The following is a 14,056-nucleotide window of genomic DNA, read 5'->3' on the forward strand; positions in this document are numbered from 1 at the left end:
GAGTTCCCATAAAAGATGGGAACAGGGAAGTTACATCCAATTTTACGATATAAAATTGAATACTATTAATGTTAGATCCGAACAATAAAAATCAGAAATATAATTTTTATGTGGACTTATGTAAAAAAAAACTCAATACTAATCCTTTTACTGAAATTCTCTCTAAGTATTTATGCTCAGGATAGTTTGTCATTGCAAAAAACTGCTCAACAAGATTCTTTAATAATAAGAGATGATACTTTGGATTATAAAAAACTTATTGTTCCGGTTAGCTTGATATCGGCAGGTGCAATTGGTTTTACAATTCCTGAAATCAAAAAGTTTGATTATGATGTGAGAAGGGAGGTAAACGATCATACATTAAACAATTCAAAATTAGACAACTATACCTTATTTGTACCAGCTGCGCTCGTTTATGGTTTAAACATAGCGGGTGTTCGAGGGAAACATAACTTAAAAGATCGAACGATCATTTTAGCAACATCACAAGCTATCTTATTGGCAATAGTTATTCCTTCAAAATCATTGATCGGCAGGGAGCGGCCTGATCAATCAAATTATATGTCATTTCCCTCAGGTCATGCAGCGATCGCATTTTCAACTGCACAGTTTATGTTCAGAGAATATAGGGACAGCAATTATTGGATCAGTCTGTCAGGATATCCGTTTGCCATTTTTACTAGTGTGTACAGAATCATCAATAATAAGCATTGGGTTACAGATGTCCTGTCTGGTGCTGGTATCGGAATTTTTTCTACTGAGATAGCATATTGGTTATATCCAAAGATCAAAACTTTATTTAAAAGTAAGAATGAAAAAACATTATCTATGATTTCTCCTTATTTCCAGAAGAGTTATCAGCAGAAAAGTTTGGGTTTGAATTACCAGCTATTTTTTTAAATGAGAAATTATGGGATTTAAAAGACGATTTAGGAGACGAATAATCAGGAGGGGAAAGCATCGGCTTGCGTCAGAAGATATATTCTATTTGATAGTTTTTAGTATCCTGATACTATCTCTTATAACATATGGATTTAAGAAATATTTTCATCCTGTCAAAGACCATCATTTTAAATATCATCAAAGTAAAAACTAATCAATCTACTTCCTAAAACGATCAATAGTTAACTATGGACAGATAGAAATAATATTTTTTTAGAGTAATGTTTTAACATATCACGTTTTTAAAGGACATTTAAAATTATTTAGATGTTTGAAGCAATATTGTTTAAAACAATGGAAAGTATTTAAAATCAGTAGATTATAGCTTTGTTTTGGCATCTTATTTGCCTTTCACAAATAACAACATATATAAATTAATATTCACCTTTAAATTAAAATGTTATGAACAGCGAAGATCAAAAAAAAGAGACACACGACCATCCAGAACATCACGAACACAAAGAACATCATCCGCACAAGGAACATCACGAGGGTCCTGAACATGCAGATGAGCCGGAGCATCACGATGAGGCCGAGCATCATCAAGAAAAAGAACATCACGATGAGAAAGAACATCATGATGAGAATAAGAAGTAAATAGCATAGTTCTTATAAATACTGAATTTCAATACTGGAATTCAGTATATTTTTAATAATATAATGTACCGTATTTTAATCTTTCTTCATAAGTGAGCATTTTCAAATATTAATATTTAATTGAGTCGTTATGTATAAAATCTAGATTGAATTCGCTAATTCCAGTAATCCTACGAAACAGTCTTTCTTGCTTTTTGTCCCTTAACAAAAACATAAAGAATATCCACGGAGTATTAACTCAAGAATGACTTTTTGCTCAATCCTAAGATCTGCGGAGGCAAATTATTAGAAATACGTTGAAATACCAAAGCTGAAGCCTACAGTTTTTGCCGCAGGGTTCGCAAAAATGTCTTTCTGTTTCTGAAATCTATAATTAAGTCTAAAAACAGTTTGTGCATTGGGTCTAAAACTGATTGCAGGCATAATACTCCATAAATCTTCTCCAATTTTGCTGTTGTCTTCTCTGAAATGACCTACGTTCCAATCTACATACTCTAAACGGCATGCAAGATTAACGGTTGCTCTTTCCCAATCCAAAATTTTTCTTTTAATTATTGGCTGAACAATGTCTATAAATCCTCCATGCTGCCTGTCTCCATATTGTTGTGTATAAGTTTCCGGGACATCTACTTTAACCCAAGCCCATTCTGCAGTAATTAAAGTTCCAAGGTTTGGAAGTGTATTATTATAATCCAATGCAAATACCCGAACCCTTCTTTTATCGTCAACCTGAAGACCTTCATCCTGAAATTTATTATAGATTCCTCCCATATAAGAGACTCCAAATTCTCCTGCTTTTTCATGTCTTGTGGCAATTTTTGCTGTTAAAAGAGGAACACCGCTGTTAATTTCTTCAAAACGTTCAGGATTACTTTTGGCAGCAGGTAAGTACGTTTTGTTTTGATTATTGTCAATAATTGAATTATCAAAATTTCCTGATAGATATACCTCGTATCCGAACATCCACTCGGCTTTATACATTTTTCCATAAAATCCGAAACCAGCATTACTGAATGTAGCAGGCAACATTTCTGTAGCAGATATAGGACGATCGGTAAACTCCCATTTCGGACCGTCATGATTTTGGTTGAAAGCACCAATTGGATTCATAATAATTCCTCCTCTCAAATTAAGCAAGGGATTAAACTCTACATCAATGGCAGCAAATTCAATATTAATCTCTTTACCTCCTTCTTCTAATTCTATTTCACTCAGAAATTTAATTTTTGAGGAAATTGTAGAAGATACAAAAAGTGTCATCCTACGTAATTGAAATTGATGTCCATCAGATATACCATCAGTGCTGATATGCTGCCAATTGGCTTCCGCATAGCCACCAATAGAGACAGGCACTTTCCCTAATCCTAAGAAGGGACGCTTGTAAACGGCATCCATGTTCAAAGAGCGAGAACTGTCTACAGGTATTCTTTTTAGTAATTCAGAATCTATCTGTGCTGTGGCTTCCTGAAAAATTAAAATTATAATTAGATAGATAATTTTTTTCATACCGGTTTTTTTAAAGAAATTTTCAAAAAATCCGATTCTATGTATACTGGAAATTTTCTTAAGGTCTGATCAGCAGGACCGTTTTGTACTAAACCTTGGTTGGAAAATTCACTACCATGTGCAGGACACTGTAGCTTATCTCCAAATACTTGTAACTGGCTACCCTGATGGGTACATTGCATCCATAATGCTTCATACTCAGTTTCCGAAAAACGAAATACACAAATGGGATATTTGAGAGATTCATTTTGAATAATTACATAGGATAATTTTTTGTCAGGATATTTTGTATCCATAAAATCCTCCAAAGGCAATATGATATAATCGTCTTTAATCGCTCCTGAAATCATTTTATTGCTTATACACCCTGAAAGAATGGGAGGAATTGCAGTAAAGCCTAAACAGACCAAACTGCATTTTTTGAGAAATTCAAGTCTGTCCATAATTATAAGGATTTCAAAAATTTAATAATAGCTTCTTTTTCTTGGACTGGTAATTGAGTGTAATTGGTTCTGCTGGTTGCAGCCTCTCCCCCGTGAAGCTGTATTGCTTCTTCTATACTTTTTGCCCTGCCATCATGCATTAAGAAGTATTGACCGCCTTGTGATTTTGGAGATAAACCTAACCCCCACAGTGCAGGCGTACGCCATTCATAAGTTTTCGCAGTGCCTTCCGTATAGTTGTCATCCAAAGAAGCACCCATATCATGAAGTAATAAGTCTGTGTACGGATAAAACTTTTTATTGGATAATGGTGAAATTGAGGAGGATGAAGTTTTCAGTTCCGGGACATGACATTTATTACAACTTATCTGAGAAAATATAGTCTGACCTTGTTTAATGATACTATTTTCTGCGTCTCGCTGAATAGGTGTTTTCAATGTACGAAGATAAAATACAACATCTGCGATGGTCTTATCAGAAACTTCGGGATCAACATTCATTCCTGAATAAACATCGTGAGGATTAAAAGTTGAAGTAATGCCCATATCTTGATTGTAAGCATTAACGGTTTGTTGTAGTAAACTGTATGTGGATGCCTTTTTACCAAATCTTCCGATATACTTCCCTCCTTTTGTTACAGCAAAGAAGAATGGTGCTTGATATGCCGGAAGATCAATATAATTGGGGACTCCTGAGATGCCATCATTATTTGTATCACAAGGGTCAGCCATTGCCAAAATATCCATATCAGAAACCAATTCAATAAAACCTAATCCGGTATTGGCAGGCGGAGTAAATTTAGAAAATGTTGCTCCGGGAGGAATTGCTTCCGGAGTATAACCTGGTATCGCCCTATTTTGCAATTGAGGACCACCTAAAAGCAAAAATAAATTTCCTGTTTCGTCAGTCTGTCCAAAACGTATAAGAGTAGTAAAGGGAGTCCCTTTTCCATCACCAGCATGACAGCTTCCACAACTTGTTGCCACGAAGGTTGGACCAAGACCTTTCCCGACCGTGAAGGTTTCATCGTTAAAGGCGATATCCCCTCGCAAAAATTGTTGGTTTTCAGCATATGATAACCCCACAATGGAGCCATCAAGTAATTCACTCTCATCTATCGCTTCAGGCTGAAGTTTATCACAAGCTTGTACGATCAGAAAAAGAAGATAGAAAATTATAATAATAGGTATATATCTCTTGCTCACGTTTTTTTTTCAAATATAATAAAAAGTTAGATTAATCTAACTTTTTATTTCGCTATGTCTAATTATTTTTATGACTGCTGTGCATTTATAGCAAACACTATAAATAAAGATTAGATAATTTGAAACGGAATTTAATCTCAGGATATGTGCTGTTAGGATATTTTTCTTGAAAAACAATAACCTTTATCGCATAGTAAATTAATGTGGATATTGAACAGTCCTAGTGTACAAATTTTAATAGCCAGACGAAACAGTTGGTTGCCAAGTGCTAAGGTTGACCGTCTTAATAGTAGTAGGTAATTATTTTTTGTAAATTATACAATTTTACCATCTAAACTTACCAAAGATAAAAAGGATGATAGTTCATTAATGATTTTTGGTTTGGGGATTTATATCAAAAGCGAAAAATGATTAGGGCAGGGTATATTTGTTATTTGAAAATCTGTGGATTATGGAAGAGATAGAAAAAAGATCTACATTTATTTGTGAAAAATAAAAAAAAACATATCTTTGCACCAGTAAAAACGACGCACTCTATTTTTGTTTATTAAAGTGACCTATTCGGTGACCTAAAAATAAGAGAACGACATAAAGCTTATGGATAGGGAGTTTTTCAAATAAGAACAAGTCCCGTCCGGATCGCAAGCAGAAATGCAAATTATTACAAAACCCTTTAAATCTTGTGATTTGAAGGGTTTTTCTTTTTGTTAAAATTGCATATTCCGGTAATTATTTTCAAAAATAAGGGGTCAAATTCGGGGGCTCTAAAATTTTTGAAAAAAGGGACACCTATTTTTTAGAATTTTAGTCTGGATTTTGGGATCTTTTTTTGAAATGAAAAATCAAACTAAAAAAAGAGGTGTCCCCTAAAGAAAAAGGACACCGAATTTTCAAAAAAAGGGACACCGAATCTCTCTTAAAGCCATCCAGTAGGGCGTTTACGAATTGAACATCTTGTAGGTAAAAAACAGCACAATTATTTTTAACCTATAAGTCACCACTATGAACACAAAGCTTTCAATTCTCTTTTATATCAAAAGAGCAAAAACAACATCCCAAGGAAAATCTCCAATCTATTTACGTGTAACTGTTGACAGCAAAAGAACAGAATTTAGCATCAAAAGATTTGTTGAAACTCATAAATGGAGTTCCGAACAAAACAAGATGAAAGGCAATTCTGAAGAATCCAGAACGCTTAATACCTATTTGGATATACTCAAATCCAGAATTTATGAAATTCAGAAAGACCTCATCCATTCTGATAAAGAAGTCAATGGAGAAGCTATTAAAAATATACTGTTGGGAATTGATGAAAGAAAGCGAATGCTTATTCCGATTTTTCAGGAGCATAATAGCAGAATGGAGGCATTGCTGGGAAAAGAATATGCAAAAGGAACTTTGACGAGATATAAAACCTGTCTGAGCCATATCAAAGAATTCCTAAAATGGAAGTTTAATATTTCGGATATCGAGATTACAGAGATAGATCACGCTTTCATTTATGACTTTGAGTTTTTCCTGAGAACAGAAAAATCCTGCGCTAATAATTCAGCAGTTAAGTATGTCAAAAATTTTGGTAAAATTATTAGAATATGCTTAGCTAATAAGTGGATGATTCACGATCCTTTTTTAGGATATAATTCTAAATTCGTTGAGGTAAACAGAGGTTTTTTGGATGAAGAAGAACTAGCACGTTTGCAAAATAAAGTACTGAAGATAGAACGCATTGCTTTGGTTCGTGATGTCTTTCTTTTTAGTTGCTATACAGGGCTTTCATTCATCGATGCGTGGAATCTTTCAAAAGACAATATCGGAACTGGAATTGATGGGAATAAATGGATTTTTACCGCTCGTCAGAAAACAAAGATAGCTTCTCATATACCTTTGCTCCCTATTGCCGAAGATATTATAAAGAAATATGAAAAACATCCGATGTGTGCAATTTCCGGCAAACTGCTTCCTGTTCTCAGTAATCAGAAAATGAATGCCTATCTTAAAGAAATTGCGGATTTGTGCGACATATCTAAAGAACTCACTTTTCACATTGCCAGACACACATTTGCAACAACAGTAACGCTCTCCAATGGCGTACCTATTGAAAGCGTGAGCAAAATGCTTGGTCACAAAAGCATCAAGACTACTCAACATTATGCAAAAATTCTGGATAAGAAAGTGAGTGAGGATATGTTAATATTAAAGAATAAGCTTCAAAATAAAGCAGAGGTTAAGGAGATTTCCTGTTAGTGATATTTAAATAATCCTTCCTTTAGATTTGATTAAAATAATCTATTCGGTTACAAGAAAGACTTGGATTATAAAATCCAAGCCTTTCTTTATAAACCTGAGAAAATGTATTTAATAACTATTAAAATTTGAAAAATTAAGGTTTAAAAGCAAAAGCAGTTCTAAGCCCTATAAAATTTTGGTTAATACCATTTCTTGACCATCCTTCAAAACGTAAGCCTATATCAAGGCCGTATTTTTCAGAAATGCGGATATTTGTTCCAACTGTTGGAGTATAAGTAAATGCTGTACCGCCTTCTTCATCAGTACTTATAGCTGCACCAGCCTCTGCCCCTACATATAATTTTTGAAGAAAATAATATGTAGCCCCTACTTTTAATGGAATTGCACCACTACCTTTAGTATCATCACCAAAATATTTTAGAAGGTCACGAATATCTTTTTTTAATGAAAAATGCATATAACCTGCAGAAGCTGTAAGATTTAGTTTTTCCATAAGTTTGAACTCACCCTTTGCAGAAGCTCCATAACCAAAACTATATGTATCTCCGGAATCTCCCAATGGCAATGCAAAGTCTGTCCCCAAGCTTATCTTTTGAATTTTGCCGACTTGCGCATTACTGAAAGAATAGACGCCAAATACTGCAATAACTGATAAGAATAATTTTTTCATATTTCTTATAATTTTTAATTTAAATATTGATGCAAATGTCTATTTATTGCTACCATATTACAATCTGTTTATCTATGGGTTGAGGATTTTACTAGATGAATTGTACTTTCAGGCATATAGAATATCAAATTCACGTGAAATAATAGCTAAGTTTTCGTTGCGTGCGAAGCACGAACAATGAAAACCCTGTTGAACGGAAGCTTCGGGAGCTTTTTTCAGCATTATGGGTTTACCGACGAAGGATTTTAAAGATATACAGGAGACTTTCAGAAAGGTCTCTTTTTTTGTGGGTGAATTTGATGGTTTTTCTTGGTTTTATCGTGTTTTCCTTCACTTTTAGGCATAAATACCCTTACCCAAAATGCTAGATTTTTGGCTTTTCAAAGTTTTGGCTCATCTCCAAAAACCAAAGGGGCGGACCGCGCAAATCGAACGTTGCAATCGTTACCAAATTCCCAACTTTGCAGCAACTACATTTCGGCTGAAAAGTTTTGGGTGGAAATTTTCCTTTGGGCTGAATGCCTAAATTCTGTTGCAGATTTTTTAGCTTCATTCGTTTCCATGTGCTGCTGAGAAAACCGTAATGGCGGATTTTCACAAATCTTTTCGGCAAAATATGCATCGCAAAACGGCGGATAAACTCCTCATGGCTCAAAACCATCTGCTTTTTGATGCCTTTTTGGCGGTAATCTTTGTACTCCAACGTTACATTTTCCGCATCAACTTTCCTGATTCTCTGGTTGCTGATCGCGATTTTGTGCGTATATCTTCCCAAATATTCCACCACAGATTTCGGGCTGCCAAAGGGTTTTTTAGCGAAAACTACCCAAGGTTTTTCCCAAAGTTTTTGTCTGAGTTTTTCATAAGTTTCTGCTTCATTTTTTCGGTTTTCAAATTGATTTTCATCATTTTCCGTCTGATTTTTATTACATTTTAATGATAACCGAACCTTCAGCTTCTCACAAAATTTAGCCCTGAAAACTTTGCTCAAAGCCTTTACAGGAAACAAAAAATTACCGTCGCTTCTGATGTTTTTCCAAACTCCGTTTTCATCCACGCCGCCACCCGGAACGATGCAGTGCAAATGCGGATGCAGACTCAGATTCTGTCCCCAAGTATGCAAAATAGCGATCATTCCCATTTTTAAACCTCGATTTTCACCAAAGGTTTGCAGCGTTTCCCAAGCCGATTCAAATAAAATATCATACAACATTTTCGGAGCATGAAGTGCGGTTTTGTTCAGCACTTCCGGAACGGTAAAAACCACGTGAAAATAAGGCACTGGAAGCAGTTCGGTTTCCCGGTTTTCAATCCATTTTTCGCGGTTTTTGCCCTGACATTTCGGGCAGTGCCGGTTTCGGCAGGAGTTGTAGCTGATGCTGATATTTCCGCATTCGTCACAAGCGTCAATATGACCGCCCAAAGCCGATGTACGGCACTTTTTTAACGCAAATAAAGTTCTTAATTGCCAGGAATTTAATCCTAAATTTTCTAGTTTTGAACCTAAAATATTCAACACATCTGCGACTTCGTATCGAGGTTGAGATTCAGGTTGAGCAGACTGTATTTTTGAGATTTCTAAACGTTGATTTTCATTAAATTTAAAGCTTGAATTTTGGCTTTTAACAAATTCAAAACCAACTACTTCGCTCTGCATTCCTCAAACAAAGTATCCAGTGGAGAGAAGAGTTTTTGGGTAGAAAGTTGGGCGATTTGAAGGTAAACGAGGGTCGTTTCGATGTTTTCGTGGCCGAGGAGATTTTTGATGCTCACAATGTTCATCCCATCCTCCAAAAGATGCGTCGCAAAACTGTGCCGAAGCGTATGAACACTCACTTCTTTCAATATTTTTGCCGTTTTTGAAGCCTGTTTCACCGCCCATTGTACGCCACGTTGCGAATATCTTGAATCGAATTCTCCACCTGCACGATTTGCTCGAGGTTCTCCAAAGAGAAAATCTTCCGGTTTTTCCGCTTCAATATATTTTTTCAAACCCCGAATCAAATGTTCCGACAAAGGCAAATAGCGGTCTTTTTTGCCTTTTCCCTGAACCACTTTCAGCTGTTTTCGGTAAAAATCCAAATCGCATAAACGGAGATTTCTGACCTCCAGACAGCGCAATCCGCAACCGTAAAGCAACCCGATTAAGATTTTATGTTTTAAAAGTTTACAGCATGACAACATCTGCCAAACCTCCTGTTTACTGAGCACAACAGGCAGTTTTTTCTCTTTTTTAATTTCCGGAAGACTTAGATAATCGTAGCTCAAACCTTCCGATTTCAACAGAAACCGAAGTCCGTAAACCGTGTGTTTAAAATACGATTGCGAGGGTGATCTTGATTTTTTCTGAAGGTAAAAAAGGTAATCGTGGATCTGCTCAGGATCCAATTCTGTCGGGATTTTCCCGAAATGCAGCGACACCGCCGCGACGTGTCTGGAGTAATTATTGAACGTGCTCTGACTGCGTCCCAACACCGAAACCGTACGTTCAAAACGGCTTAAAAGTTCTGTAAAACCAGGCACTTCGCGCTTTGCCTGATTGATGATTTTGTTTTCTCTGAGCTCGTCTAAACTCTTTTTTTTGTAGCCATTCTATTGATTTTTTAATTAACTTTACAAAGTAACTGATTTATGCGATTGGGAAAGCTACCGAAGGTTTAGTTCAACTCAGGCTATACAAAATGTTCCTGTGGGAGATTATTGGGTTATCTTAGAATTTAATGGTTGTAAAACCAAGCAGTTTGTGAAAGTACATGCTTTTCCGCTTCCAAAAATTAAAAAAATAAATGTTAGCAATAACACAGCAACAGTGATTGCAGAAGGTGGAACGGCTCCTTACAAATACTCTAATGATGGATTTTTCTGGCAAGATTCTAATGTATTTACAAACCTTCCTCGAGGTAAAAATATATTTTATGTAAAAGATATCAACGATTGTGCTCCGGTTCAGGCTCAGATCACTGTTCCTAATCTTGTGAATGCAATTACGCCTAACGGAGACGGTAGAAATGATACTTTAGATTATTCGGCATTGGCTTATCTTAAAGATTTAAAAATCTCGATCTTCAACAGATATGGTCATATGATTTATTCTTCAGATATAGATAAAACCTATAAATGGGACGGGAAAATTGGTGGAATGCCAATAAGCACCGGAACATATTGGTACGAAATAAAATGGACAGAGCCAGAAACTCAGGTGTCGGTAATGTATGCCGACTGGATTTTGGTGAAAAACAGAGAATAATACAGTAGAGTATTAGGGATTGATGAAGAGGGTTAGTTTTGTTTTGAGGTTGTCTTCTGGGAAAAGACAGCCTCTTTTTTTAACATGATCAAAGTTTTAATTAAAGCAGTGAAATTTATTTTACTGCTTTTTTTGTATCATTACTATCTTATTTTAATATAAATATTAAAATTAATAATCGTGTATAGGTAATTAATATTTAAAATAATAATTTCGCCCAGATTATTTACACAAACTGAAAAAATAAAATGCATCATTCTATATTATTGGTCTTAGGACTTTTGTTTTCTGTGTTTATGCTGGTCATGTTGGCTCAGCGTATCAAAGTGGCTTATCCTATTTTTCTTGTTATTGCAGGTTTGGGAATCAGTTTTATTCCGGGAATTCCGCATGTAGGGTTAGATCCGGAAATCATATTTCTGATATTTTTACCACCATTATTATATGAAGCGGCTTGGTACACTTCATGGACAGATTTTTGGAAATGGAAACGCCCAATCGCTTTACTGGCTTTTGGTTTGGTGTTTTTTACTTCAACAATTGTCGCTTACTTTACCTCTTCTTTTATTCCTGGGTTTACGCTTGCTTTAGGATTTCTTTTGGGTGGAATTATTTCACCTCCCGATGCAGTTGCAGCAGCTACTGTTTTAAAAGGAATGGGAGTTCCAAAAAGATTGATGACGATTTTGGAAGGCGAAAGTTTGGTAAATGATGCCTCATCGTTAATTGTTTTTAAATTCGCGTTACTTGCCGTAATTACCGGAACTTTTTCAATGCAGGAAGCAACCGGACAGTTTTTCCTTGTTGCAGGAATGGGAATTGTAATCGGTCTAGTCGGAGCGCATATTATGTATGTCATTCACCGATTTTTACCGACAACTCCGGCAATTGATGCAGCTTTAACGGTAATGACGCCTTATATTTTATTTCTCGCGGCAGAGCAGTTTCATTTTTCAGGAGTAATGGCAGTGGTTACGGGAGGATTATTTATTTCGTGGCGTTCTCATGAGATTTTTAAAACAGGAAGCACAAGATTAAATATGCTTGGAGTTTGGACAACATTAATTTTCGTAATGAATGCGGTTGTTTTTGTTTTGATTGGATTGGAACTTCCCCAGATTGTTGAGTCTTTGGGAAATTACTCAGTTTGGCAGGGCGTAAAATATGGAGCAATTGTAAGTTTAATCATTATTTTACTAAGATTTTTATGGGTTTTTCCTATTGCCCATATTCCGAGATGGTTGAGTTCGAAAGCCAGACAAGATCCTTCTCCGGGTTGGAAAGGTCCTGTTGTAATCAGTTGGGCGGGGATGAGAGGAGTTGTTTCATTGGCGACTGCGCTTTCAATTCCGTTTTATCTGGATGATAAGGGAACACTTTTTCCCCAACGTAATCTTATTATTTTCATCACCTTTGTTGTGATATTCATTACTTTGGTTTTTCAGGGTTTGACCTTACCTTTTATTATTAAATTAATTAAGCTTAAAGAAATAGATAATATTGCTCCTGAAGAAGAGCAAAAAACAGGAATTCAGCTTATTTTAGACAATACTGCGCTTCAAATCGTCAATAAGAAATATGAAGGTGAGTTAAATGACAATGAACTGGTTGCTTTTTACAGATCTAATTTAGAATCTGATATTCAGGTTGCCAATAAACGATTAGAATCTTTAGAATGCGAGGAAACCGAACATCGGGAAATCAAAAAATACCATCATCTTCTTTTAGAAATTTATGCTATTCAAAGAAAAGAATTATTCAGAATGAGAAAAGAAAAGCTTTTTTCAGATGAAGAAATCCGTAAAGCCGAGCTTCAGCTCGATTTGAATGAACTGAAAATCACAGGAGGAGGTCATTAACTTATTTAAAGAAAAACATGAATACAAATTCTCATTACAAGCTTCAGCATTTCATTCCCTGGACGCGTGCTAAAATTTACAAAATGCTCGTGTTGAGTATCATTCCCACGCTTCTTTTTTATTTTTTAGAATTAAACTGGTTGGCAATTCCTTGGGTTCCGATTGCGTTGTTGGGAACAGCAACCGCTTTCATTTCAGGATTTAAAAATACACAAACCTACAACCGAACCTGGGAAGCGAGACAGATTTATGGAGCAATCATCAATAGCAGTCGTGCATTCGGAATTATGGTGAAAGATTTTGTAAGGAATAATGATAAACTGAAAGAATCTGAACTTCATACCGAAATTATTTACCGCCATTTTGCATGGCTTACTGCCATAAGATTTCAGTTGAGAGAAACCAAAAGCTGGGAAAATGTAAAAGTAAGAAGTTACTACAAAGAATATCTGAAATATTACAAAGTTCCGGAGTGGGAGAGTGATTTATCGGAAGAGCTTAAACCTTTTCTTTCTGAAAAAGAGCTTGGTTATATCTTATCGACCAAAAACAGAGCGACACAAATTCTCGCAATTCAGTCAGAACATTTGAGAAAGCTTAATGAGGAGGGCTTAATATCAGACTACAATTATGTGGCTTTAGAAAATCAGCTGAAAGATCTTTATGATCAACAGGGAAAATGTGAGCGGATTAAAAACTTTCCGTACCCGAGACAGTTTACAAGCATCAATTTATATTTTACCAATATGTTGTGTTTCTTGCTGCCATTTGGTTTTTTAGGAGAATTTTCTAAAATGATCGAGAAATTTGGTGAGCATATTATTTGGCTTACTATTCCTTTTACTGTTTTGGTGGGATGGGTGTTCCTTGTTTTGGAGCAAATCGGTGAAAGTACCGAAAATCCTTTTGAAGGAAATCCCAATGATGTTCCGATCACTCAGATTTCAAGAAATATTGAGATTGATCTTCGGGAAATGCTTGGTGAAACGGATCTTCCACCTGCATTGCAACCTGTCAATAATATTTTAATGTAATATTTTGTCTAAACTTTAAGTCTGTAATTAATCAGATTAAATGATTTCTTAAAAATAATACGATTGATACTCTGTAATTTATCTCTAATTCTAATAAAATTAATAATTATAGTTTGCAGATAATGAAAAAAGCTATATATTTGCAACCACAATAACGGAAGATAATTCTTCCAGGCATTGCAAAAGATCCGGTAGTTCAGCTGGTTAGAATGCCGCCCTGTCACGGCGGAGGTCGCGGGTTCGAGTCCCGTCCGGATCGCAACTACAATATTAATGTAGTACAAAAAGCTTTAAAACATATGTTTT

Annotated in this window: 12 protein-coding genes and 1 tRNA gene; 7 read left to right on the plus strand and 6 right to left on the minus strand. The window is 35.5% G+C overall.

All coding sequences use genetic code 11. The features are described 5' to 3' along the window. The first annotated feature begins 108 nt into the window (after positions 1-108). Together FDY99_RS15630 and FDY99_RS15635 are read left to right on the plus strand one after the other, a co-directional pair. Entirely contained in the window at positions 109-900 is a 792-nt protein-coding gene (locus tag FDY99_RS15630) for a phosphatase PAP2 family protein (protein ID WP_034975909.1), read from the plus strand. Between the two features lie 444 nt (positions 901-1,344). Then, complete coding sequence (locus FDY99_RS15635; protein WP_034975906.1) at positions 1,345-1,539, plus strand: hypothetical protein; 195 nt, start codon at positions 1,345-1,347, stop codon at positions 1,537-1,539. A 285-nt stretch (positions 1,540-1,824) separates the two neighbouring features. Here FDY99_RS15635 and FDY99_RS15640 read toward each other — a convergent pair whose 3' ends face one another. From FDY99_RS15640 to FDY99_RS15650, 3 genes are read right to left on the minus strand one after another with little or no spacing between them, the layout of a single operon-like run. Continuing rightward, positions 1,825-3,045 carry a hypothetical protein gene (locus FDY99_RS15640; RefSeq protein ID WP_034975904.1) on the minus strand — a complete coding sequence of 407 codons (1,221 nt, stop codon included), beginning with the start codon at positions 3,043-3,045 and terminating at the stop codon, positions 1,825-1,827. Further along, positions 3,042-3,488: a QcrA and Rieske domain-containing protein gene (locus FDY99_RS15645; protein ID WP_051879933.1), complete on the minus strand. Its 447-nt coding sequence runs from the start codon at positions 3,486-3,488 to the stop codon at positions 3,042-3,044. Before FDY99_RS15645 ends, FDY99_RS15640 begins: the two co-directional genes overlap by 4 nt. 2 nt (positions 3,489-3,490) lie before the next feature. Further along, complete coding sequence (locus tag FDY99_RS15650) at positions 3,491-4,693, minus strand: di-heme oxidoredictase family protein (protein ID WP_034975902.1); 1,203 nt, start codon at positions 4,691-4,693, stop codon at positions 3,491-3,493. 1,002 nt (positions 4,694-5,695) lie between these two features. Here FDY99_RS15650 and FDY99_RS15655 point away from each other — a divergent pair. Further along, on the plus strand, positions 5,696-6,937 hold the full coding sequence (locus tag FDY99_RS15655; RefSeq protein ID WP_139422701.1) for a site-specific integrase: 1,242 nt from the start codon (positions 5,696-5,698) through the stop codon (positions 6,935-6,937). A 136-nt stretch (positions 6,938-7,073) separates the two neighbouring features. On the opposite strand, the gene FDY99_RS15660 is transcribed toward FDY99_RS15655, so the two are convergent. The 3 genes from FDY99_RS15660 to FDY99_RS15670 form a co-directional block, all read right to left on the minus strand. Then, a complete protein-coding gene (locus tag FDY99_RS15660; RefSeq protein ID WP_139422703.1) occupies positions 7,074-7,610 on the minus strand; it encodes a TonB-dependent receptor in 537 nt (178 codons plus the stop codon). Positions 7,611-7,974: 364 nt separating this feature from the next. Continuing rightward, on the minus strand, positions 7,975-9,267 hold the full coding sequence (locus FDY99_RS15665) for an IS91 family transposase (protein ID WP_228423886.1): 1,293 nt from the start codon (positions 9,265-9,267) through the stop codon (positions 7,975-7,977). Continuing rightward, entirely contained in the window at positions 9,252-10,133 is an 882-nt protein-coding gene (locus FDY99_RS15670) for a tyrosine-type recombinase/integrase (RefSeq protein WP_228448715.1), read from the minus strand. Before FDY99_RS15670 ends, FDY99_RS15665 begins: the two co-directional genes overlap by 16 nt. Positions 10,134-10,299: 166 nt before the next feature. On the opposite strand from FDY99_RS15670, the gene FDY99_RS15675 reads away from it, so the two are divergent. The 4 genes from FDY99_RS15675 to FDY99_RS15690 all read left to right on the plus strand — a co-directional run bounded on the left by FDY99_RS15675 (position 10,300) and on the right by FDY99_RS15690 (position 14,009). Further along, positions 10,300-10,857: a T9SS type B sorting domain-containing protein gene (locus tag FDY99_RS15675; protein WP_162304177.1), complete on the plus strand. Its 558-nt coding sequence runs from the start codon at positions 10,300-10,302 to the stop codon at positions 10,855-10,857. A gap of 248 nt (positions 10,858-11,105) precedes the next feature. Further along, positions 11,106-12,716 (plus strand): Na+/H+ antiporter, encoded by a 1,611-nt coding sequence (locus FDY99_RS15680; protein WP_139422707.1) that lies wholly within the window; start codon positions 11,106-11,108, stop codon positions 12,714-12,716. A gap of 17 nt (positions 12,717-12,733) precedes the next feature. Next, positions 12,734-13,750 carry a bestrophin family protein gene (locus FDY99_RS15685; protein WP_139422709.1) on the plus strand — a complete coding sequence of 339 codons (1,017 nt, stop codon included), beginning with the start codon at positions 12,734-12,736 and terminating at the stop codon, positions 13,748-13,750. Positions 13,751-13,935: 185 nt separating this feature from the next. Continuing rightward, positions 13,936-14,009, plus strand: a tRNA-Asp gene (locus FDY99_RS15690). The last annotated feature ends 47 nt before the right edge of the window (positions 14,010-14,056 follow it).

Origin of the sequence: Chryseobacterium mulctrae (genome assembly GCF_006175945.1) — a bacterium.
GTDB lineage: Bacteria > Bacteroidota > Bacteroidia > Flavobacteriales > Weeksellaceae > Chryseobacterium > Chryseobacterium mulctrae.

Excerpts from the sequence above, each read along its gene's own strand:
- FDY99_RS15630 (WP_034975909.1), top strand. The coding sequence starts at position 109 with ATGTGGACTTATGTAAAAAAAAACTCAATACTAATCCTTTTACTGAAA.
- FDY99_RS15635 (WP_034975906.1), top strand. The coding sequence starts at position 1,345 with ATGAACAGCGAAGATCAAAAAAAAGAGACACACGACCATCCAGAACAT.
- FDY99_RS15640 (WP_034975904.1), bottom strand. The coding sequence starts at position 3,045 with ATGAAAAAAATTATCTATCTAATTATAATTTTAATTTTTCAGGAAGCC.
- FDY99_RS15645 (WP_051879933.1), bottom strand. The coding sequence starts at position 3,488 with ATGGACAGACTTGAATTTCTCAAAAAATGCAGTTTGGTCTGTTTAGGC.
- FDY99_RS15655 (WP_139422701.1), top strand. The coding sequence starts at position 5,696 with ATGAACACAAAGCTTTCAATTCTCTTTTATATCAAAAGAGCAAAAACA.
- FDY99_RS15660 (WP_139422703.1), bottom strand. The coding sequence starts at position 7,610 with ATGAAAAAATTATTCTTATCAGTTATTGCAGTATTTGGCGTCTATTCT.
- FDY99_RS15665 (WP_228423886.1), bottom strand. The coding sequence starts at position 9,267 with ATGCAGAGCGAAGTAGTTGGTTTTGAATTTGTTAAAAGCCAAAATTCA.
- FDY99_RS15680 (WP_139422707.1), top strand. The coding sequence starts at position 11,106 with ATGCATCATTCTATATTATTGGTCTTAGGACTTTTGTTTTCTGTGTTT.
- FDY99_RS15685 (WP_139422709.1), top strand. The coding sequence starts at position 12,734 with ATGAATACAAATTCTCATTACAAGCTTCAGCATTTCATTCCCTGGACG.